18 protein-coding genes are annotated in these 20351 nt (G+C 73.0%); 12 read left to right on the top strand and 6 right to left on the bottom strand.

All coding sequences use genetic code 11. The features are described from left to right. Window positions 1-48 precede the first annotated feature (48 nt). The 5 genes from ACZ42A_RS26270 (at window position 49) to ACZ42A_RS26250 (ending at window position 4311) form a co-directional block, all read left to right on the top strand. Window positions 49-1011 carry an aldo/keto reductase gene (locus tag ACZ42A_RS26270; protein WP_468529711.1) on the top strand — a complete coding sequence of 321 codons (963 nt, stop codon included), beginning with the start codon at window positions 49-51 and terminating at the stop codon, window positions 1009-1011. A gap of 33 nt (window positions 1012-1044) precedes the next feature. Next, window positions 1045-2718, top strand: a complete 1674-nt coding sequence (locus tag ACZ42A_RS26265) for a 3-hydroxyacyl-CoA dehydrogenase family protein (RefSeq protein ID WP_468529710.1) — start codon at window positions 1045-1047, stop codon at window positions 2716-2718. A 78-nt stretch (window positions 2719-2796) separates the two neighbouring features. Further along, the gene (locus tag ACZ42A_RS26260) at window positions 2797-3333 is read left to right on the top strand and encodes a cupin domain-containing protein (protein WP_468529709.1); all 537 of its coding nucleotides are present in this window, start codon (window positions 2797-2799) and stop codon (window positions 3331-3333) included. Next, window positions 3330-3587 carry a hypothetical protein gene (locus ACZ42A_RS26255; RefSeq protein WP_468529708.1) on the top strand — a complete coding sequence of 86 codons (258 nt, stop codon included), beginning with the start codon at window positions 3330-3332 and terminating at the stop codon, window positions 3585-3587. Before ACZ42A_RS26260 ends, ACZ42A_RS26255 begins: the two co-directional genes overlap by 4 nt. Beyond that, the gene (locus ACZ42A_RS26250) at window positions 3580-4311 is read left to right on the top strand and encodes an HAD family hydrolase (protein WP_468529707.1); all 732 of its coding nucleotides are present in this window, start codon (window positions 3580-3582) and stop codon (window positions 4309-4311) included. Before ACZ42A_RS26255 ends, ACZ42A_RS26250 begins: the two co-directional genes overlap by 8 nt. A gap of 116 nt (window positions 4312-4427) precedes the next feature. Here ACZ42A_RS26250 and ACZ42A_RS26245 read toward each other — a convergent pair whose 3' ends face one another. Next, window positions 4428-5228 carry an AfsR/SARP family transcriptional regulator gene (locus tag ACZ42A_RS26245; RefSeq protein ID WP_468529706.1) on the bottom strand — a complete coding sequence of 267 codons (801 nt, stop codon included), beginning with the start codon at window positions 5226-5228 and terminating at the stop codon, window positions 4428-4430. A gap of 350 nt (window positions 5229-5578) precedes the next feature. Here ACZ42A_RS26245 and ACZ42A_RS26240 point away from each other — a divergent pair, with 350 nt between their 5' ends. Further along, on the top strand, window positions 5579-6586 hold the full coding sequence (locus tag ACZ42A_RS26240) for an Lrp/AsnC family transcriptional regulator (RefSeq protein WP_468529705.1): 1008 nt from the start codon (window positions 5579-5581) through the stop codon (window positions 6584-6586). Here ACZ42A_RS26240 and ACZ42A_RS26235 read toward each other — a convergent pair. Then, entirely contained in the window at window positions 6549-7415 is an 867-nt protein-coding gene (locus ACZ42A_RS26235; protein WP_468529704.1) for a helix-turn-helix transcriptional regulator, read from the bottom strand. The two genes, ACZ42A_RS26240 and ACZ42A_RS26235, sit on opposite strands and share 38 nt — an antisense overlap. Before the next feature lie 235 nt (window positions 7416-7650). Here ACZ42A_RS26235 and ACZ42A_RS26230 point away from each other — a divergent pair, with 235 nt between their 5' ends. The 4 genes from ACZ42A_RS26230 to ACZ42A_RS26215 all read left to right on the top strand — a co-directional run bounded on the left by ACZ42A_RS26230 (window position 7651) and on the right by ACZ42A_RS26215 (window position 11511). Continuing rightward, entirely contained in the window at window positions 7651-8421 is a 771-nt protein-coding gene (locus tag ACZ42A_RS26230) for an SDR family NAD(P)-dependent oxidoreductase (protein ID WP_468529703.1), read from the top strand. 64 nt (window positions 8422-8485) lie between these two features. Next, window positions 8486-8926 carry an SRPBCC family protein gene (locus ACZ42A_RS26225; RefSeq protein ID WP_468529702.1) on the top strand — a complete coding sequence of 147 codons (441 nt, stop codon included), beginning with the start codon at window positions 8486-8488 and terminating at the stop codon, window positions 8924-8926. 84 nt (window positions 8927-9010) lie between these two features. Next, window positions 9011-10624, top strand: a complete 1614-nt coding sequence (locus ACZ42A_RS26220; RefSeq protein ID WP_468529701.1) for an MFS transporter — start codon at window positions 9011-9013, stop codon at window positions 10622-10624. A gap of 113 nt (window positions 10625-10737) precedes the next feature. Next, window positions 10738-11511, top strand: coding sequence for an SDR family NAD(P)-dependent oxidoreductase (locus tag ACZ42A_RS26215; RefSeq protein WP_468529700.1), 774 nt, complete (start codon window positions 10738-10740; stop codon window positions 11509-11511). 6 nt (window positions 11512-11517) lie between these two features. Here the strand turns inward: ACZ42A_RS26215 and ACZ42A_RS26210 are convergent, their stop codons facing one another. Continuing rightward, window positions 11518-12180: a ScbR family autoregulator-binding transcription factor gene (locus ACZ42A_RS26210; RefSeq protein WP_468529699.1), complete on the bottom strand. Its 663-nt coding sequence runs from the start codon at window positions 12178-12180 to the stop codon at window positions 11518-11520. A gap of 112 nt (window positions 12181-12292) precedes the next feature. On the opposite strand from ACZ42A_RS26210, the gene ACZ42A_RS26205 reads away from it, so the two are divergent. After that, window positions 12293-13177: a ScbA/BarX family gamma-butyrolactone biosynthesis protein gene (locus ACZ42A_RS26205; protein ID WP_468529698.1), complete on the top strand. Its 885-nt coding sequence runs from the start codon at window positions 12293-12295 to the stop codon at window positions 13175-13177. A gap of 15 nt (window positions 13178-13192) precedes the next feature. Here ACZ42A_RS26205 and ACZ42A_RS26200 read toward each other — a convergent pair whose 3' ends face one another. Together ACZ42A_RS26200 and ACZ42A_RS26195 are read right to left on the bottom strand one after the other, a co-directional pair. Further along, window positions 13193-13765, bottom strand: a complete 573-nt coding sequence (locus ACZ42A_RS26200; protein WP_468529697.1) for a GNAT family N-acetyltransferase — start codon at window positions 13763-13765, stop codon at window positions 13193-13195. A 169-nt stretch (window positions 13766-13934) separates the two neighbouring features. After that, complete coding sequence (locus ACZ42A_RS26195) at window positions 13935-14894, bottom strand: D-2-hydroxyacid dehydrogenase family protein (RefSeq protein WP_468529696.1); 960 nt, start codon at window positions 14892-14894, stop codon at window positions 13935-13937. A 537-nt stretch (window positions 14895-15431) separates the two neighbouring features. On the opposite strand from ACZ42A_RS26195, the gene ACZ42A_RS26190 reads away from it, so the two are divergent. Then, window positions 15432-18638, top strand: a complete 3207-nt coding sequence (locus ACZ42A_RS26190; RefSeq protein ID WP_468529886.1) for an AfsR/SARP family transcriptional regulator — start codon at window positions 15432-15434, stop codon at window positions 18636-18638. A gap of 12 nt (window positions 18639-18650) precedes the next feature. Here the strand turns inward: ACZ42A_RS26190 and ACZ42A_RS26185 are convergent, their stop codons facing one another. Further along, window positions 18651-20336 (bottom strand): bifunctional 3'-5' exonuclease/DNA polymerase, encoded by a 1686-nt coding sequence (locus ACZ42A_RS26185; protein WP_468529695.1) that lies wholly within the window; start codon window positions 20334-20336, stop codon window positions 18651-18653. Between the last annotated feature and the right edge of the window lie 15 nt (window positions 20337-20351).

Raw genomic sequence — 20351 nt, 5'->3', positions numbered from 1 at the left:
CGGCCGAGGGCGAGCACTCCGCACCACCGACCCACACAAGGAGCACACGTGAGGACGCGCCACCTGGGCCACGCCGGCCCGGTCGTCGGGGCCATCGGTCTCGGCTGCATGGGCATGAGCTGGGGCTACGCCGAGTCCCAGCGCGACGACGAACAAGCGATCGCCGTCATCCGGCAGGCGCTGGACGCCGGCGTCACCCATCTCGACACCGCGGACGCCTACGGAGAGGGCCACAACGAGCGCCTGGTCGGCCGTGCCCTGGCCGGCCGCAGGGATGACGCGGTCGTGGCCACGAAGGTGGGCATCGTCGTCGACGACCTGCGCACCCGCACCCTCAGCCGGAACGGCTCACCGGCCCACATCCGCGCCTCGGTCGAGGCGAGCCTGCGCCGCCTGGGCACCGACACCATCGACCTGTACTACCTGCACCGCGTGGACCCGGCAGTCCCCCTGGAGGCCTCCTGGAGCTGCATGGCCGAACTGGTGGCCGAGGGCAAGGTACGGCGGCTCGGTCTGTCGGAGGTGACACCGGAGCAGGCGGAGCGGGCCCACCGCATCCACCCGGTGTCGGCGGTGCAGTCCGAGCTGTCGCTGTGGACCCGAGACGCGCTCGCCCCGGACACCGACATGGTCCGCTGGTGCGCCGACCACGGTGCCGCCTTCGTGCCGTTCGCCCCGCTCGGGCGGGGCTTCCTGACCGGCGCGTTCGACCGGCCCGCCTTCGAGAGCGGCGACTTCCGCGCGACCAACCCGCGCTTCGCGGACGAGGCGTTCACCGCCAACCTGCGCATCGTGGAGGCCGTACGCACCGTGGCGCGGCGGCACGACGCCACGCCGGCCCAGGTCGCCATCGCCTGGACCCTGGCCCAGGGCGAGCACGTCGTCCCGATCCCCGGCACCAAGAACCCGCGCTACCTCGCGGAGAACATCGGGGCGGCCGCCCTGCGGCTGACCCCGAGCGACCTCGCGGAGCTGGACGCGGTGCCGTCGCCCGTCGGCAGCCGTTACTGAGCCCGTCCCCCCTCACCTGCGAAGGACAGCCCCATGCCACCGAACCCTCCGGAATCGGTCGCGGTCGTCGGGCTCGGTGCCGTCGGCACCGAACTGGCCCGACGCCTGACCGCCGCCGGACTGTCCACCGTCGGTGTCGACCACGACCCCGACGCCGCGGCGGCGGCCCGGCGGGCGGTCGGCGGCGCCCACTTCACCGTCAGCGGTGAGCTCTCCGCGATCGCCCCGGCGGACCTGGTCGTCGAGGCGGTTCCGGAGCCGGAACCCGGCAAGCAGCGGATTCTGCGGGACATCGCCCGGTACCGGCAGCCCGACGCCCCGGTCGTGACGACGGCGCTCACCACTCCCGCCGCCGAGCTCGCGGCCGCGGCGCGGGGCGACCTGCTGGCCCTGCGGTTCGTCCGCGCCGACCGGCTCGACGCCGTCGAACTGGCCCGGGCACCGCACACCGGCGACGCCGCCGCGCAGCGGGTGACCGACGTGCTGACGCGGGCGGGGACCACCCCGCTCGCCGTACCGGACCTGCCGGGATCACTCGCCCCCGCCCTGGTCTTCGGCCTGCTCAACCAGGCGGCCCGCACCCACGCCGAGGGCTACGCGGACCGGGACTCCCTCGAGACGGCACTCCGGCTCGGCTGCGGCTGGAGCGACGGGCCGCTGGCCGTCCTCGACGCCATCGGTGACCGCACCGCCCGGGACATCCTCGACGGCCTGTACAGCAGGCTCGGGCCCCGCTACGCGCCGGCGCCCTCGCACCCGCCGGCCCACGTGCGGGCTCCGGCCGCCACGGGCGGCCCCACCGGCTCCGCCGCCGGAAGCCCGGCGCCGGAGCGGGCCGACGACGTCACCACCGTGGCCGTGGTCGGCTCGGGCACCATGGCGACCGGCATCGCCGAGACCGTACTGCGCGCCGGATACCGCACCGTCCTGGTGGCCCGCACCCGGCAGAAGGCGGCCGCCGTGACGGAGCGGATCGCGTTCGCACTGCGCGGCGGCGGTCTGACGGACGACGAGGTGGCGGCGGCGCTCGGACGCTGGACCGCCACCGACGACCTCGCCCTGACCGCCGGGGCCGATCTGGTGATCGAGGCCGTCGTCGAGGACGCGGCGGTGAAGCAGGACCTGTTCCGTCGGCTGGGCCGGCTGTGCCGCGAGGACTGCGTGCTGGCCACCACCACGTCCAGCCTTCCGGTCGAGGACTGCGCCACGGCGTCCGGCCGCCCGCGGGACGTTCTGGGCCTGCACTTCTTCAACCCGCCGTCCACGATGCGCCTGGTGGAACTCATCCGGGCCGGCGGCACCGGTGACGCGGCCGTGGCGCGGGCCCGCGGTGTGGTGCACCGCCTGGGGAAGGTCGCGGTCGAGTGCGCCGACCGCACCGGGTTCCTCGTCAACGCGCTGCTCTTCCCGTACCTGAACGACGCGCTGCGCCTGCTGGAGCACCCGGAGATCGACGCCCGGCTCCTGGACACGGCGTCGAAGTCCGTCGGCGGCCAGCCGCTGGGTCCCACGCGTCTGCTCGACACCATCGGTGTCGATGTGGCCCTGGGCATCCAGCGCCGTCTGCACCAGGACGCGCAGGCACCGGAGCTGGCGCCCGTGGGGCTCTTCGAAGAGCTCGTCGCCCACGGCCACCTCGGCCGCAAGACCCCGGGGCGTGGCGTACGCGCCTATCTGACCGCCCGCGCCCGGCGCGCCGCGGCCTGAACTCCCGCTTCACCACGGCCGGTCGTCCGCCCCGCAAGCGAACGACCGCCCCATCCCGCACCCGAGGAAGGACCTCGCATGTCCCTGTTCACCTACCTGACCAGCCGTCGGCGCAGGGCCGCCCAGGTGGCCGTCGCGGCCGCCCTGTCGCTGGCCGCCGGCGGCCTCGCCACCGCCTACGCCACCGCCGCGCCGGACGCCGGACGGGACGCCTCCGCCCCGCGGGCCGCGGCCTCCCCGGGGCCGATCACCAGTGAGCCCCTCGCCGAGGGCGACACGGACCGCCCCTTCACCGTCAACGCCGACGGTCCGCGCAAGCTCGTCTACCGCAAGGCCACCATCCCGCCGGGCGCGAGCACCGGCTGGCACTACCACGAGGGCGAGGAGATCGCGGTCATCGTGTCCGGCACGCTGACCCGTATCAACGGCGAGGACTGCTCCGTCCGCATCCTGAAGCCCGGTGACGCGCTGGTCGAGCCGACGGGGCCCGACGAGGTCCACTTCGGAGTGAACAAGGGCAGCGAGCCCGTCGTGCTCTACATCACCGATGTCCTGCCGGAGGGCGCGGGCTACAGCAAGCCCGCCCCCGACCCGGGCTGCGAGACGGGCCGGTGACGGCCGCGTCGCGCGGGGCGGCGATACGGCCGGTCGCCTTCGCCACGGGGCTGACCTCCGCGGTGCTGGACGCCGTCCTCGCGCCGCTGCCCGTCCGCAGGTCGCCCCAGGATGGCGCCGCCGCGGCCGGCGCTCGCTCGCTCGTCGCCGCGGTGCTGCCCAGGACGGTGACGTTCCTCGCGTACGAGAGGCGGGAAGGGCGTGAGGGGCACCGGGGACACGAGGGACCCGGGGGAGGGACCGCGCATGGCTGACGTACGGTCCGCCCGGTCCGCCGTACGGTCGTCGGACGCCACGGCGGCAGGCCGGCGCCTCTCCGCGGTGTTCTTCGACGTGGACGAGACCCTGGTGCGCTTCAAGAGCATGTTCCGCTTTCTGGCCTACCACTTCCGGGCGCGCGGTCTGCCCGACGAGCGCTACCACGAGGTCGCCGCACAGCTGCGCGCCCGAGCGGCCGCCGGGACACCGCGCGCCGTGACCAACCGCGACTACTACCGCTCCTACGCGGGCCAGGCGGTGCGGGACGTCATGCGGCAGGGGCGGGACTGGTTCGACCAGGAGTGCGCCCGGGGCGGGGTGTGGCACGAGCCGGTGGTGGAGGCCCTGGCGAGGCACCGCCGGGCCGGCGCGCTCATCGTGCTGGTGTCGGGCTCGTTCCCGCCCTGCCTGGAACCCGTCCGCCGGCGCCTGGGCGCCCACGCGCTCCTGTGCAGCAGACCGCGGATCGCGGACGGCGTCTACACCGGAGAGCTGGAGACACCGGTGATCGGGGAGGAGAAGGCCGGTGCCGCGCTCGGGTTCCTCGCCGAGCACGGCATCGCCCCGCAGAACGCCGCGGCCTACGGCGACCACGCCTCCGACCTCCCGCTGCTGAGGGCGGTCGGGCACCCGGTGGCCGTGGGCGGCGACGCCCGGCTGCGCTCCTACGCCATGGAGGCCGGGGGCAGCGTGCTGCCGGGCATCGCGGACGGTGCGTGAGCGGCCGCCCGGCCCTCGGCGAGACACGCGCGACGCGGGTCCGGGCGCGAGGTCGGGCGTCACGGCGGCATACCCGGCCGTGGCGCTCGACCCCGCGGGCTCTGCGGCGGGCCCCGTCAGGACACGACCCCCGCCAAGGACAGGAACTGCTCGTCCGGTTCGTCCTGGAGCAGCACGTGGTGGAGGGTGTTGATGGTCGGTGAGGGCGAGATGCCGAGGCCGTCGCGCATCCGGTCCCGCAGCTGCTGGTACACCTCCAGGGCGGCGGCGCGCCGCCCCGACGCGTAGAGACCGCGCATGAGTTGGGCGTGCACCTGCTCGTTGTACGGGTGGTCGCCGACGAGTTCGCGGGCTTCCTGCACGGCTTCCTGGACGCGCCTCATCTGCAGGAAGACATCGACCAGCAGGATTCTGGCGCCCAACTGCCGTTCGGCGAGGCGCTGCGCGTAGGGGGTGAGGATCCGCCCGGTCGGCACGTTGGCGAGCGGCTGGCCGTGCCACAGCTGCAGCCCCTGGCGCAGCAGGGACTCGGCGGTCAGGGGGTCGCGCTGATCGAGGGCCGTGCGGGCGCGCCGGACGAGTTCCTCGAAGCGGGGCTTGTCCCACTCGCCGTCGGCCACCCGCAGCACGTAGGCGTTCCCGTCGGTCATGAGCCGCTCCGTGGCCACCTGCTTCACGGAGCCGCCCGTGGCCTTGGCCATGGTCCGGCGGATGAGGCCCACGTAGGTCTGCAGCGCCGTGGTCGCGGTCCGCGGGGGCGCGGCGCCCCATATCTCGTCGATGAGGGTCGGCACGCTCACCCGTTGGCCGGCCCGCAGTGTCATCAGGGCGAGGGCCTGCCGCTGCTTGGGGGCGGTGGGGGTGACGTTGTGTTCACCGACGAGCAGGGCCAGGTCGCCAAGCGTGCGGAACTGCATCGAGTCCTCCCAGGATTGATGTCAGTCGTGTGTGGGGTCCCGACGGTGGCATCGGAGTCGGATACCAACCGTCATAACGGTTTGTTTTACAGACGCGAATGGACCTCACTGATGGATCGTCGAGCGTGCGCTTCCCGAGTGCATGGCGTCGTTGACATGGCTTCCAAGCGGTCCCGCTCGGTGGCACGGGTCGTGCGACCGGGTTCGCAGGGCAGGCCGAGACGGGCGATCGTCGACGCGCGTGTCCCCCGGCGGCATGACGTCGGCACTCTCGGATCCTGCCCTCAAGTGACGACTTCAGACAACAGAATCAGGAACTTGTGTACGAAACTTTGAATGTCCCCGCGGCGGTGCAAAGTCCCGACACCCTGGAGCCGCCGGACCGGCGTCTGGTGGCGGCCCTGCAGGTCAACCCCCGGGCGGGCAGCGGGGAGACAGCGCGTGCGCTCGGCGAGCACGAGCGCACGGTGGCCCGCCGGATCCAGCGCTTGATCGCCACGGGTGTGATACATCCCACGGCGGAACTCGACGCCGCGCGCTGCGGTCTCGGCAGTGTCGTCCAGGTCCGCCTCCAAGTGGAACGGGGGGCCATGGACCGCACCGCGCGCGCTCTCGCGCGGCGCGCCGACGTGCGCCGGGTCGTCGCGGTCAGCGGCCGCAGCGACGTGCTGTGGTGCGAGATGGTGGTTCCGGAGGGCGGTGGGCTGCACGCCTTGATGCGGCACGGCGTCACCGCCGCGCCTCTCGTGGAGCGGTTCGACGTGGCCACGACCCTGCGTACCTTCACGACGGTCGCCCGGTGGCGCATCCCCGGGCTCACACCGGAGGAAGTGCGCCGCTTGCGGGCCGGTGCCGTGCGGCCCGCCGGTGATCCCGCGGCCTCCTGGGAACTCTCCGCATCCGACCGGCAGGTGGCCCGCGCTCTGGTACGCAACTCCCGGGTCAGCCTCACCGACCTGGCCAGGGAGCTCGGGTTCTCGGTGGCCACCGCGAGCCGGCGCGTCAGCTGGCTGCTGGAGCGCGGGCTCGTCAGGCCGCGCATCGAGATCGAGCCCGCGGTGGCGGGGTTTCCCGTGCAGGCCCAGATCTGTCTCAAGGTCAGCCCCGCGGGGCTCGACGCCGTGGGCGCCGCCCTGGCGGCCTGCCCGGAGGTCCGGTACTGCGCCGCCATCACCGGAACCCGCAACGTGATCCTCGAGGTCGCGGTCGAACGCGAGGCCGATCTGTACGAGTTCTTCGGCACCCGGCTCGGCGGCATTCCCCACATCAACGACTTCACGGCGGAGCTCATCACCCACGCCTACAAGCGCGGCACCGTCGTCAAGAGCGGTTCTCGCGCAGCAGCCGCTCCAGCTTGAGACGGGTGTCCGCGTCGCGCGGCAGATGCACGGTCAGGCGCAGGTCGTGCCGGGTGGCGGGGTGCAGCACCAGGTGCTCGAAGGTCACCTCGCCGAGGACCGGATGCACCACGGCCTTCGTGCCGCCGGTCCCGGAGCGGACGTCGTGCCGGTCCCACAGCCGGGCGAACTCGGGGCTCGCCCGGTAGAGCCGGCGCTGCAGGACGGCGAACCGCGCGTCGTCCGGATACGCCGCGGCCGCGGCCCGGAAGTCGGCGACGAGCTGGGGCGCCAGCGTGCTCCAGTTGACGAAGAACGAGCGGTACTTGGGGTCGGTGAAGAACAGCTCCAGGCAGTTCTCGCCGGTGCGCGGCACTCCGAACACCGCCTGCGCCGCGGAGTTGGCGTGCACGTAGTTCCACCAGCGGTCCAGGACGTAGGCCGGGTAGTCGGACCAGGCGTCGAGGAGGCGCTCCAGTTCGGGCGGGGACACGGTGTCGTCGTCGTCCGGGACGAGCGGCGGGTTGAGCCCGGCCAGTCGGTAGAAGTAGCCGCGCTCGGCCGGGTCGAGGCGCAGCACGCGGCTGATCGACTCGACCACGGAGTCCGACACCTTGATGACGCGGCCCTGTTCCAGCCAGGTGTACCAGGACACGCCGATGCCGGCGAGGGCGGCGACTTCCTCTCGGCGCAGACCCGGTGTGCGCCGCTGCCCGCGGCCCGGCAGACCGACGTCCTCGGGCTGGACCCTGGCCCGGCGGGACCGCAGAAAGCTCCGCAGCTCCTCGCGCCGGGGATGTGACGGCTGATTCCGGGGCGGCTTGACGGGCGTGGTCCGGGTGGTGGTCATAACACCACCATAAATTGACTCTACTCATGTCCCGGCAATACCGGTCAGGATGCTGGGGTGAGCACGTCAGCTGCCCGCATTTGAGCCCCGGTCACCGGGAGTGGAGCCGGGCGCTGCCGGCCCTCCCGGTTTTCGGACCCTCCGTGACGGTGCGGTGGGTGGCTGCCGCGCGCGGGAGGACGGGTGGCGTGCGCGCACATCGAGTCCCGTACCAATGGAATGGCTGGGAAACATCATGCAGACCACTTCTGACGCCTCTCGTTTCACGGGCAAGGTCGCCCTGATCACCGGTGGGGCCACCGGCATGGGGCTCGCGACGGCCCGGCTCCTTCTCCAGGAGGGCGCGAAGGTCGTCATCACCGGGCGCAGCGAGGACCGTCTCAAGCGGGCCGCCGAGGACCTCGACGCCGGGGACCGCCTGCTCGCGGTCCCCGCGGATGTGTCCCGCCCCGCCGACCTCGAGCGCCTGACGGCCGGGATCCGCGAGCGCTTCGACCACCTCGACGTGGTGTTCGCCAACGCCGGCATCGGTGTCTTCAAGCGCCTGGAGGAGTTCACCGAGGAGGACTTCGACGACGTGGTGGGCGCCAACTTCAAGGGCGTCTTCTTCACGGTCCGCCACGCCCTGCCGCTCCTGCGGGACGGCGGATCGATCGTGATCAACGCGTCCTGGACGCACCACAAGGGGCTCGCCATCGGTTCGCTGTACGCCGCGGCCAAGGCCGCGGCGGCCAACCTGGCCAAGACCCTGGCGAGCGACCTGGCCGACCGCCGGATCCGCGTCAACGCCGTCAGCCCCGGCTACATCGGCACCGACATGTTCCACGAGTCGGTGCCCTCCGCCGAGGCCCAGGAGGCCAGCCGCCGGCAGGTGGTGCTGGGGCGGATCGGCACCCCGGAGGAGGTCGCGTCGGTCGTCGCCTTCCTCGCCTCGGACGCCGCGTCCTACGTCAACGGCGTCGACCTTCTCGTCGACGGCGGGGTCGCCAACTCGATCCCGGCCTGATCCGCGCGGGCTTCCCGCGAACTGCCGGAAAAACATCGCCGCATTCCGTTGAGAGGGACACCGTATGCGCCGGGAGATTGACACCTTCGTCCACGTGGACGCCCCTGTTTCGGTGGTCTGGGAAGTGGTCACCGACTTCGCCAGTTACCGCGACTGGAATCCTTTCATCATCGACGCTTCCGGAAAGGCGGAAGTGGGCCAGGAACTGCGTCTGCGAATGCAGCGCCCGAAGAAGTCGCACGAAGAGGTGCACCACCCGACGGTCACGATCGTGGAAAAGGAGCGGCAGCTCCAGTGGTCGGGCATCATTCGGCACGCGAACATATTCAGGGCCCGCCATGAATTCATTCTCGAGGACCGCGGAAAGGACGGGGTCCTGCTGCGTCAGCGGGAGGACTTCGGCGGTCTGACCATGCCGTTCGCGGGCGGCATGGTGTGGCGGATCGAGGAGGGCTTCATGGTCATGAACGCCGCCCTCAAGGTACGCGCCGAGTCGATGGCCTGACGATGCCGTCCGCGACAACCCATCTGCCGTCGTGCTCTGGGCATTCAGCGCGCACCGGCACAACGTGACGAAGGAGCGCACGAGTTGGTCTCCCGTACAGGCGGGCGCGCCCGCGGGGCGAGCCCCACCATCACCGCGGTCGCGGTGCTCTTGACCCTGCTGATCCTGCCGACCTCGGTCACCGGATCGGGCGTGGCGCTGCCGCACATCGGGCGGGACACGAACGCGTCCCTCGACGCCCTCCAGTGGGTGGTGCACGCCTACAACCTCACCTTCGCGAGCTTCATGCTCGCCTGCGGTTCGCTGGCCGATCTGCTCGGCCGGCGCCGGGTGTTCGCGTCGGGCGCCGCGATGTTCACCGTGGCCTCGCTGGTCAGCGCGGTCGTCAGCGACATCTATCTGCTCGACCTGGCGCGAGGGGTCGCGGGTGTGGGCGCGGCGGCGCTCCTGACCAGCGGCAGCTCCATCCTGGCCACCACCTTCGAAGGCCCCGCGCGCACCCGGGTGTTCGCGGCCGTCGGCATCACCACCGGCGGCGGCCTGGCCCTCGGGGCGATGATCGCGGGCACCCTGGCGGACACCCTCGGCTGGCGGTCCTTCTACGGGGCTCACGCGGTGCTGATGGCGCTGGTCCTGATCGCCGTTCCGTTCATGGGCGAGTCCCGCAGCGAGTCCGCCTCGAAGGTCGACTGGCCGGGCACCGTCACCTTCGTCGGCAGCCTCTTCCTGCTGATGCTCGGCGTGGTCGAGGGCCCGCAGTGGGGCTGGAGCAGCCCCGGCGTGCTCGGCATGCTGATCGGCGCGGTGCTCCTCATGGCGCTCTTCACCGCGGTGGAACGGCGGCAGGCGCAGCCCATGTTCGATCTCGCCCTGCTGCGCAACGGTCCCTTCATGGCACTGTGCCTGATCCCCGTCGTGGTCACCTTCTCCTTCGTCATCCTGCTGCCGCTGCTGCCGAACTACCTGGTGGTCGCCAACGGGGCCAGCAGCCAGGCCGCCGGTACGACGATGCTGCTGATGACCCTGCCCATCCTGGTGACGCCGCTGGTGGCGGGCCGGCTCATCAAGCTGGGCTGGTCGCCGCGGGCGGTGTTCGCCCTCAGCCTGGCCTGTCTCACGGTGGGCGTCGCCTGGCTCGCGGCGGTCCTGCACCCCGGCATCGGGCTGGGCGGGCTCGCCGGTCCGCTGATCCTCCTGGGCATCGGACTCGGCCTCAACTTCGGCCTGGTCGACGGCGCGGTCCTGAACGTCGTGAGCCCGGAGTCCACCGGCACCGCGGCGGGCTTCCTCAACACGCTGCGCCTCGGCAGCGAGGCCGTGGTCATCGCGGCGGCCGGTTCTGCCCTGGTCAATCTCACCCAGAGCTGGTTCCGGGACGGCCTCGACCGGTTCTCCGCCTTCCGCGGCGACCCGTCGGAGCTTGCCAATCAGGTCAACTCGGGTGATCTGGAGACGCCGTTGGCCACCCTGCCCGCCGATGTGCGGGAATCTTTCCGAGACTTCGTGACGGAGGGCTTCACCAGCGCCTGGCAGGCCGTGCTGTGGGCGAGCGCCGCGATCTGCTGCGCCCTGTCCATCGCCATCTACGTGATGCTGGCCGAGCCCAAGCGCACCTCCACGGTGGTCGGCGAATCCCCCGTCGCCGACGCCGCGGAAACCTCCGGCCGCGAAGAGGCCGCTGCCGAGTCCCGCAGGTGAATTGCGCAGCGGCACATGTGAAGGCGCCGCCCGGTCTCCCGGGCGGCGCCTTTGCCATGAACAAACCGTTACGATGGTTTTTATTGAACTGATTGCATGGCACACTGATGTGCATGCGTGAAAAGGGCGAACTCCTGCTGCAGGGCAAGGTTGTCGTGGTGACCGGGGCGAGCAGCGGTATAGGCGCGGCGGCCGCGAGGGCTTTCGCGCGAGAAGGTGCCTCGGTCCTGCTCGCCGCACGTCGCGAGGAACGGCTCGCCGAGATCTGCGACAAGCTTCGGGCGGCCGGTGCGGAAGCTTCCTATGTGGTGGCCGACGTGGCCGTCGCGGCGGACGTACGGCACATGACGCGGCAGGCCGTCGAGCGGTACGGACGCCTGGACGGGGCGTTCAACAACGCCGGCATCGGCGGAAATCCGCAGCCCCTGCACGAAACGGACGACGGTGTCTACGACCGCATCATGGACGTCAACGTGCGCGGTCTGTGGAACTGCCTGCGTGCGGAGATCGCCGCGATGCTCCCCACCGGCGGCGGCGCCATCGTCAACAACAGCAGCGTGGGCGGACTCGTCGCCATCCCCACCGCCGCCCCCTACATCGCCGCCAAGCACGCCGTGATCGGCTTCACCCGGGCCGCGGCCGACGAGTACGCGCGCCGGGGGATCCGGGTGAACGCGGTGGCGCCCGGCTCGACGCGCACCGAGATCACCGACGAGTGGTACGCGGCCAACCCGGGCCTGCAGGAGGAGATCCACAAGGTCACGCCCCAGGGCCGGACAGCCGACCCCGCGGAGATCGCCGAGGCGGCGGCGTGGCTGCTCAGCGACCGGGCCTCGTATGTGACCGGTGCCGTCATGCCCGTGGACGGCGGCTTCCTCAACCGATGAGGTCGTTCAGCGGCGGGCGCCGATCGGCTCCGTCCGGTTCGCGGGCAGGGCGGCGTAGAGCTCGGCGGCACGCTCGGGGGAGACCTTGAGCTTGGCGAGAGCCAGGGGGACGGCGATGGCGGGCAGCACCAGCTGGAACAGCTTGGCCACCTCCTGGGCCAGCTCGTACTCCCCCGGCAGCCCTTCGCACACGACGCGCACGCCGGTCCACGAACACACCAGCAGGCGTGCTGTCTCCTCCGGGTCGACATGCCGGTGGACCTCGCCTCGCTCGAGCGCCTCCTGCAGCAGCTCGGCCAGCAGGTTCGTCCAGTCGGGCCATCGGGTGCCGAACAGGCGCTGGGACTCCAGGTCCACCGACATCCGCAGTGCGGCCCTGAGCATCGGCTCGCGTGGCAGCCGGTGTGCGAGCAGCAGCAGTACGTCCACCAACTCCTGCAGCTTGAGCCGGTTCTCGGGGACGCCCTCGGTGGTCACCGCGGCGGCGAGGATGCTGCGGGCCAGCTCTTCTTTGGAAGGGAAGTGGAAATAGAAGGCGCCCCGGGTGACCTTGGCGCGCGCGATGATCTCGGAGATCGTCGTGTTCTCGTAGCCGCGCTCGTCGAAGACGGCGGCCGCCCCTTCGAGGATGGCCTTGCGCGTCCTCAGGGCTCTGTCCTGCTGCACCATGGCGGGTGCCCTTCCGTGTTGATCATTTCACGTGAAAGAAACCATTGTGTCGGTATCTTAAGGCCCGACGATCCTGTGCGACCCGCAGGAAGACCACCAACGGGGGTTTTCGATGTCCCAGACTTCGTCCCGGACCTCGCTGTCCGAGTCCATATCACCTGCCGCCGCTGCCACCGCAGTGCCCAGGGAATTCCTTCACCTCCGCCGTCCCGCCTCGGCTCTGGTCACCGGCTGGACCGCGTTCGGTGACGACCGGTACTTGGTCACCGCCCGGTGGCCGGCGCCCACCTCCGACGCTACCTTCGACCCGCTGACCCTGACCAACACCGTCCGGCAGGCCTGCCTTCTGGTGGCCCACGCGGAGCAGGGCGTCCCGGTCACCCATCAGACGCTCATGGAAGCCATGGACGTGCGGGTGACCCCCGGCTTCCGGGTCCCGGCCGACCGGCCGGAACGCCTCCTCGTCGATGTCCGGTCCCACCGGACCGGTACGCGGTCCCGGAAGACCGATGTCGAGGTGAGCGTGCGCGGTGAAGTCGTCGCCGAGGCGTCGCTCTCGTTCAGCTGGATCTCCCCGCCCGTCTACCGACGACTGCGCCAGGAGCACCTGGACCTCGACTGGGAGGGCATCGCGATCTCGCCGGCCGTGCCCGCCGCCGTCGCGGGGTGCGGTGACACCGCCCGGATCGCCCTGAGCGAGGGCGACGGCCCCGGACGCTGGCTGTTGCGCACCGACACCTCCCATCCTGTCCTGTACGACCACCCCGTCGACCACGTGCCCGGCCTGGTCCTGATCGAGGCCGCCTATCAGGCGGCGCATGCCCTGACCGGCGCGGAAGCCGCGTCCCTGCGTCGGATGACGAGCGTGTTCCACCGCTATGTGGAGTTCGGGATTCCGTGCCACCTGGAGGCCGAGCAGCGGGGCGCGGACATCCGGATCACTGGAGTCCAGGCGGAGGCGGAGGTCTTCACCGTCCACCTAGGGCCCGCCGACTGAGACCGGGGAGCGGCGTCAGCGCAGGTCCAGGCGCATCAGGACGCGGGGATGGCCGGACAGGACGGAGGTGGTGTCGGCGGCGTGGGTGAAGCCGGCGCGTTCGAAGTTCCCGCGGAGGCCGGGGTAGGCCATGGTCAGGTCGACGCGGGCGTCCCCGTTGTCGAGGGGGTAGGCCTCGACGGCGGGGGCGCCGTGGGCGCGGGCGAAGTCGACGGCGCCGGCGATGAGGGCGTGGGAGATGCCCTGCTTGCGGTGGCCGGGGCGGACGCGGATGCACCACAGGGACCAGACCGGCAGGTCGTCGATGTGCGGGATCTTGCGGTTGCGGGCGAAGGAGGTCTCCGCGCGCGGGGCGATGGCGGCCCAGCCGACCGGTTCGTCGCCGTCGTAGGCGAGGACCCCGGGAGGGGGGTCGGCGCGGCACAGCTCGGCGACGTACTCGCCGCGGGCCGGGCCGCGCAGCTCGTTGTTGAGCTTGGAGGGGACGCGGTAGCTCAGGCACCAGCAGACGTTCGCCGCCGGTGTCTTCGGGCCGAGCACCGCGCGGACGTCCTCGAAGACCGTCGCCGGGCGTACGTCGATGGGCATGGCACCACGATGTCACGGGGGCGGGAGGAGTGCCGCCGGTGGAGCGGGAGAGGCCGGAGCGCCGTCTCCCACGCCGGGAAGCGCGCGCATGGGGTACAACACGCGCCCGGGGCCACGGCGGTGACCGGCCGGCCGCCGTGGCCCTCGTGGCCGCCGTGGCCGCCGTGGTTCAGCCCAGCAGTCGTACCGGAGCACCGTCCAGCCAGGCCCGGATGTCCTCGACCGCCTGACCGTAGTAGCGGGCGTAGTTGGCCTGGGAGACGTAGCCGAGGTGCGGGGTGGCCAGCAGGCGGGGTGCGGTGCGCATCGGGTGGGCGGCGGGCAGCGGCTCCACGTCGAAGACGTCGACGCCCGCCCCGGCGATCCGGCCCTCGTGCAGTGCGGCGAGCAGCGCGTCCTGGTCGACGATGGCCGCGCGGGAGGTGTTGACCAGGTAGGCGGTCGGCTTGAGGAGGGCGAGTTCGGCGGCGCCGAGCAGGCCGCGGGTGCGGTCGGAGAGGGCCAGGTGGACGGAGACGTAGTCGCTCTCCGTCAGCAGGTCATCCTTGCTCGCGGCCAGGCGGACGCCGACCTCGTCCGTCCGTTCCTTCGTGAGGTTCCGGCTCCAGGCGACGACGTCCATGCCGAAGGCGAGGCCGACCCGGGCGACCCGGCTGCCGATCTTGCCGAGGCCCAGCAGGCCCAGGGTGCGGCCGTGCAGGTCGGCGCCGACGGAGGACTGCCAGGGGCCGCCCTCGCGCAGGGCGGCGGACTCCTGGACGAGGCCGCGGGCCAGGCCGAGGATCAGGGCCCAGGTCAGTTCGACCGGCGGCGTCGACGAGCTCTCGGTGCCGCAGACGGTGATGCCGTGGGCGTGGGCGGCGGCGTAGTCGATCACCGAGTTGCGCATGCCGCTGGCGACGATCAGTTTCAGCCGGGGCAGCCGGTCCAGCAGCGAGGCGGGGAAGGGGACGCGCTCGCGCAGGGTGACCACGAGGTCGAAATCGGTGAGGGCGGCGGCGAGTTCGTCCTCGGTGGCGAAGTGCTCGGTGAAGGGGACGACCTCCACCCGGTCGGTCACGGGGGACCAGTCGGCGGCGGTGGTCGCGGCGTTCTGGAAGTCGTCTAGGACGGCGCAGCGGAATCGCATGGCAGCAGTTTCCCCGGTCGGCCTCCGGACACTGTGCGGGCCCCCGGCGGGCTGCCGGATACGACGCGGGCCCCCAGCGGGCTGCCGGATACGACGCGGGCCCCCAGCGGGCTGCCGGATACGACGCTGGCCCCCAGCGGAGTGCCGGATGCGGCGCGGGCCCCTGCCGACCGCCCGACACGACGCGGCCCCCTGCCGACCGCCGACGCGACGCGGGCCCCGGTCGTTCACCTCTGACGACCGGGGCCCACTGGCGTCCCGGATCCGGCCGCGGCGGCGACACTCCCCCGAGTAACGCGTTCAACGCGCGCACCGTCAGGCCGGCTCCGATGAAGTCATCCCATCAGGCAGCACCAACGGATCGCTAACATGTGGCCAACGGTTCTCCGGAGCGCCGTCGGCTGGTTGGCGTGAAGCCGCCCTCCGGCGATCCGGGCGACGCCGGGAGACGGCAGGCAACGGCAGGGAACGGCAGCGGATGACTGCCGGGAGCCGACCATGAGCGGGTGGCGGGAAACCGCTGTGACGAGGGCGGAAATGCGCCAGGGTGTGATGCGGTTCGGACTGCTGGGCCCGCCCGTGCTCTACCAGCCGTGCGCGGCGTCCGGCCAGGGCCCCGTGGTGCGCGCCATCCGCAGCCCCAAGGCGCGCGCCCTGCTCGCCGCACTGCTGCTGGAGGCCGGCCGGGTCGTGTCGGTCGACGCCCTCAAGGACGCCCTGTGGGGCGGCGAACCGCCCGCCTCCGCGCACGCCTCCCTGCACAACCACGTCACCCGGCTGCGCCGCCTCCTCGACGACCCCGACCGGCTGCGCGCCGTCCCGCCCGGCTATCTGCTGCGGGTGGAACCCGACGAACTGGACGTCCACGTCTTCGAACGCCATGCCGCCGCCGCGCGCGCCGCACACGCCGCACAGGACTGGCCGCGGGTGGTGCGCGAGGCCACGGCCGCGCTCGCGCTGTGGCGCGGCACGCCGCTCAGCGGACTCCCGGCCGAACTGGGCGGCTACGCCTTCGTCCAGCGTCTGGGCGAGGCCCGGCTGCTGATGCTGGAGTGGCGCTACGATGCCGAACTCGCCGTCGGCGGAACCCGGCTCGGCGAGCTGGTGCCGGAGCTGGCGGAGCTGGCCGCCGAGCATCCGCTCCGCGAGGCCTATCACCGCCAGCTGATGCTCGCCCTGCACCGCACCGGCCGGCGCGCCGAGGCCCTGGCCGTCCACCGCGATCTGCGCGCCCGGCTGCGGGAGGAGCTGGGCGTGGAGCCGGGAGCGGCGGTAGGGGAAGCGCATGTGGAGGTGCTGCGCGGGGTCGCGCGGGAGGAGCAGCCGGAGGAGCCGGTGGCCGCGTCGGAGACTCCGGCCGCCGCCCCGGCCCCGCCCCGTCCCGCCCAACTTCCTCCGCCTCCACCGCATTTCACCGGCCGTGTCGCCGCCCGCGACGCGCTGCGCCGGGCCCTGCTGGAGCCCGGTGCGGTCGCCGTCGTCAGCGGGATGGCCGGGGTGGGCAAGAGCGCGCTCGCGCTGCATGTCGCCCACGCTCTGGCGGAACGTTTCGCCGACGGCCAGCTCTACGTCAACCTGCACGGCGCCACCCCGGGCATGACCCCCCTCACCTCCGCCCAGGCCCTCGCCGCCCTGCTGCGCGACCTCGGCACCGAGCCGCGCCGCATCCCCGAACACCCGGACGCCGCCGCCGCGCTGCTGCGCTCCCTGCTCGCCCCCACTCGCACCCTGCTGGTCCTCGACGACGCCGCCACCGCCGCGCAGGTACGACCGCTGCTGCCGGCCGGGCCCGGCTGCGCGGTCATCGTCACCAGCCGCTCCCCGCTGACCGCCCTCGACGGCGCCCGCCGCTTCCCGCTCGCCCCGCTGACCGGCGAGGACAGCGCCGCGCTGCTGCGCGCGGTCTCCGGCCGGGACGGGCTCGACGCCGCCCATCCGCTCGTCGAGCTCACCGGCCGACTGCCGCTGGCGCTGCGCGTCGTCGCCGCCCGGCTCGCCGCGCGCAGTGCCCTCACCCCGGATGTCCTGGCCGGTCAACTCGCGGCGACGGAAGGCCGGCTGCACCATCTGGAGTACGACGACCTGAGCGTGCGCCGCTCCCTCGCGGTCGCCCATGACGCGCTCGCCGCCTCCGACCGCGAGGCCGACCGTGACGCGGCCCTCGCCCTGCGCCGCATCGGCGCGCTCGACCTCCCCGCCTACGGCGCCCCTCTCCTCGCCCGCCTCACCGACACGGACGAGCGCCGCGCGGAGGCGGCACTGGACCGGCTGGTGGATGTGGCACTGCTGGAGGAGACGGCGTACGGGCGGTATGCGCCGCATGACTTGGTGCGGGATTTCGCGCGGGAGCTTGCGGAAGGTGATGCCGAGCCGCGGGTGGGCGGGAGCGCGGAGGCGGTCGCCGACGGGGCAGGCGTAGGGTCCGCACAGCCGCGGGCCATCGTGCCGCCAAGGCGGGTGGGCGCGGGCGGCACCTCGTCAGCGCCGGGCAGCGCGACCGACCCGGACACCGTGACGCCGGGCGCCCTCCACGCCCCCCGCACCGAAACCCCGGCCGTGACCGAAAGCGCCCCCCACGCCTCGGCAACCCCGGCCGCCATCGAAACCGCCCTCCACTGGTACGCCGCGACAGCCGAGCGCGCCCTCACCGCCATCGTCGAACCCGGCCTCGACCAGGACGATCGCCGCCGCCCCACCGCGGCCCAGCCCCCCGAGCACGCGGCACAGGTGGCCGCCACCCCGCCCTTCGCGTCCGCCGAAGCGGCCTTCGCCTGGGGCGACATGGAGCTGCCGAACATCGTGACCCTCGTGGAGCGGCACGCGGGCGACCCCGCCCACGACCACCGCACCGCCGCCTACGTCTCCACCCTCATCCGCCTCCTCTTCCCCTACGTCCACCGCAGCGGCCGCGTCGCCGAGATGGAGGTGCTGGGCAGCGCCGCCCTCGACGCCGCCCGCCGCCTCGGCGATCCCGCCGCGGAGGCCTACGCCCTCGGCGACCTCGCCGGACTGCACTTCCTGACCGGACGCCAGGGCGACGCCCTCGCCCTCAACGACCGGGCACTGGAGATCTGGCGGCGGCTCGGGGTGGTCTCCTGGATCCGGCGCTGTCTGAACAACCGCGGGCTGCTGCTCGAAGGGCTGGGCCGGTACGCCGAGTCCGAGGCCGCGCTGCGCCAGAGCCTCACCTACTCCCGGCAGCTGAACGACCCGCACGGCGAGGCCGTCACCTACAGCCACCTCGGCAACCTCTACGAGCACACCGACCCCCGCGCCGCCATCGAACAGCACCGCCGCTCCCTCGCCATCGGCGTGGAGATCGGCGCGGTCATCGTGCAGCACTCCGCGCACTGCAACATCGGCTACGCCCATCTCACCCTCGGCGAACCGGCCGCCGCGGCCGGACACTTCGAGGAGAGCCTGCGCATCCTCGGCGGCCACGGCGACTGGCACGGCGAGTCCCAGACCCGCCTCGGCCTGGTCCGCGCCCTGCGGCTGCTCGGCGACGCCGACCGCGCGGCCCGCGAGTGCGCCGAACTGCTGCGCCGCGCGGACGCCCGCGCCGACCACTACACCGGCGCGCTCGCCCGCCACCAGCACGGGCTGCTGCTGCGCGCCCAGGGTCTGCACCAGCGGGCGTACGAGGAATGGCGCACCGCCCTCGCCGCCCTGGACGGCACGGACGAGAGCGCGGTCACGGCGGAGCTGCGGGAGCTGCTGGACAGCGCCGGCGCCCGCTGCTGATCCCGGGGTGTCTCACTTGGCGTCGGCATAGCACTCCACCACCGCCGTGGTGAACGGGAACCGCACCGGCGTCTCCCCGAACGTGAGCCGCCCCGCCAGCTCCGCCGCCTCCCGGATCGCCGTGACGACCGTCTCCGCCTCCTCCGCCGGACAGTGCACGATCACCTCGTCGTGCTGGAAGAAGACCAGCTCGGCCGCCAGGTCCGCGCAGGCCCGGCGCAAGGCCGCGAGCAGCAGCAGCGCCCAGTCGGCGGCGCTGCCCTGGACCACGAAGTTCCGGGCGAAGCGGCCCCGGGCGCGGGCGTTCGTCGAGGCGTATCCCGGCACCCACGGCCGGTCGTCGCCGTCCTCGTCCGGCACCGGGATGCCGGCCTCCTCCGCCGAGTCCTCGCCCGCCGGGACGGCCGGCGGGCAGGTCCGGCCGAGCCAGGTGCGCACCAGCCGCCCCTCTTCACCGGCGCGGGCGGCCTCGTCGACGTAGGCCACCGCCTGGGGGAAGCGGCGGCGCAGCGCGGCGAGGTTCTTCAGGCCGTCCCCGGAGGTCTGGCCGTAGACCGCGCCGAGCACCGCGAGCTTGGCCTGGGCGCGGTCGCCGGAGAAGGCGCGGTCGGAGACCGACTGGTAGAGGTCGGTCTCGCGGCCCGCGACCTCCATCAGCCCCGGGTCGCGGGAGATCGCGGCGAGCACGCGCGGCTCCATCTGGTCGGCGTCGGCGACGACCAGCCGCCAGCCGGGGTCGGCGACCACGGCCCGCCGGATCACCTTGGGGATCTGAAGGCCGCCCCCGCCGTTGGTCACCCAGCGCCCGGTGACCGTGCCGCCGGCCTGGAACTCCGGCCGGAACCGCCCGTCGCGCACCCAGTCGTGGAGCCAGGACCAGCCGTGGGCGACCCAGATCCGGTACAGCCTCTTGTACTCGAGCAGCGGCTTCACGGCCGGGTGGTCGACGGACTCGATCTCCCAGCGGCGGGTGGAGCGGACCTTGATCCCGGCCTGCGCGAACGCCTTGACGACATCGGCGGGCAGATCGGGCCGCACCCGCCGCCCGAACGCGGCGGACACCTCGTCCGCCAGCTCGGCCAGCCGCCGGGGCTCGCCGCCGCCCGCGTACCGCTCGCCGAGCAGGTCGTGCAGCACCGCGCGGTGCACCTCCGCGCTCCACGGCAGCCCCGCGTGGTTCATCTCGGCGGCCACCAGCATGCCCGCCGACTCGGCGGCCGTCAGCAGCCGCATCCGGTCCGGGTGGGCGGCGCGGTCGTGCCGCCGCTGCTGCTCGGCGTAGACGGCGAGCAGGTCGGCGAGGGGGAGCGGGCGGCCCTCCGGCTCGAAGAGCGGGGACTGCGCGCCCGGTTCGGCCGGCCGCTGCGGCGGATCCGGCGGGACCGGTCCGCCGCGCAGCCGGGCCAGGGCGGCGGCGGCCGAACGCGGCTCGCCGTACCGCCCCTCGTGGCCGAGGAGGAGGGTCTCGGCGGCCTCGACGTCGTAGCACCGCTCCACTCGCACCCCCGTGGCGAGCAGTCGCGGATACACCTCCGCCGTGGACCGCCATACCCAGCGCGTCACCTCCGGCCGCCCCCGCACGGCCGACGCCGGGTCCTCCTCCCGCCGCACCGGACCGGCGGGCAGCCCGTCCGGGCCGAGGGGGGAGAGCTCCACGCCACCGCCCTCGGCCGGTGCGAGCGCCCACCGGTCGGTCATGCAAGCGAGTGTGGC

Source organism: Streptomyces sp. NPDC030838 (genome assembly GCF_055572035.1).
This window is presented reverse-complemented; position numbering and strand designations above follow the sequence as displayed.

What these genes read in the sequence shown, in the direction of transcription:
- ACZ42A_RS26190 (WP_468529886.1), top strand. Translation starts at nt 15,432, where the DNA reads ATGCGCCAGGGTGTGATGCGGTTCGGACTGCTGGGCCCGCCCGTGCTC.
- ACZ42A_RS26195 (WP_468529696.1), bottom strand. Translation starts at nt 14,894, where the DNA reads ATGCGATTCCGCTGCGCCGTCCTAGACGACTTCCAGAACGCCGCGACC.
- ACZ42A_RS26185 (WP_468529695.1), bottom strand. Translation starts at nt 20,336, where the DNA reads ATGACCGACCGGTGGGCGCTCGCACCGGCCGAGGGCGGTGGCGTGGAG.
- ACZ42A_RS26200 (WP_468529697.1), bottom strand. Translation starts at nt 13,765, where the DNA reads ATGCCCATCGACGTACGCCCGGCGACGGTCTTCGAGGACGTCCGCGCG.
- ACZ42A_RS26235 (WP_468529704.1), bottom strand. Translation starts at nt 7,415, where the DNA reads ATGACCACCACCCGGACCACGCCCGTCAAGCCGCCCCGGAATCAGCCG.
- ACZ42A_RS26215 (WP_468529700.1), top strand. Translation starts at nt 10,738, where the DNA reads ATGCGTGAAAAGGGCGAACTCCTGCTGCAGGGCAAGGTTGTCGTGGTG.
- ACZ42A_RS26250 (WP_468529707.1), top strand. Translation starts at nt 3,580, where the DNA reads ATGGCTGACGTACGGTCCGCCCGGTCCGCCGTACGGTCGTCGGACGCC.
- ACZ42A_RS26260 (WP_468529709.1), top strand. Translation starts at nt 2,797, where the DNA reads ATGTCCCTGTTCACCTACCTGACCAGCCGTCGGCGCAGGGCCGCCCAG.
- ACZ42A_RS26225 (WP_468529702.1), top strand. Translation starts at nt 8,486, where the DNA reads ATGCGCCGGGAGATTGACACCTTCGTCCACGTGGACGCCCCTGTTTCG.
- ACZ42A_RS26245 (WP_468529706.1), bottom strand. Translation starts at nt 5,228, where the DNA reads ATGCAGTTCCGCACGCTTGGCGACCTGGCCCTGCTCGTCGGTGAACAC.
- ACZ42A_RS26265 (WP_468529710.1), top strand. Translation starts at nt 1,045, where the DNA reads ATGCCACCGAACCCTCCGGAATCGGTCGCGGTCGTCGGGCTCGGTGCC.
- ACZ42A_RS26210 (WP_468529699.1), bottom strand. Translation starts at nt 12,180, where the DNA reads ATGGTGCAGCAGGACAGAGCCCTGAGGACGCGCAAGGCCATCCTCGAA.
- ACZ42A_RS26205 (WP_468529698.1), top strand. Translation starts at nt 12,293, where the DNA reads ATGTCCCAGACTTCGTCCCGGACCTCGCTGTCCGAGTCCATATCACCT.
- ACZ42A_RS26230 (WP_468529703.1), top strand. Translation starts at nt 7,651, where the DNA reads ATGCAGACCACTTCTGACGCCTCTCGTTTCACGGGCAAGGTCGCCCTG.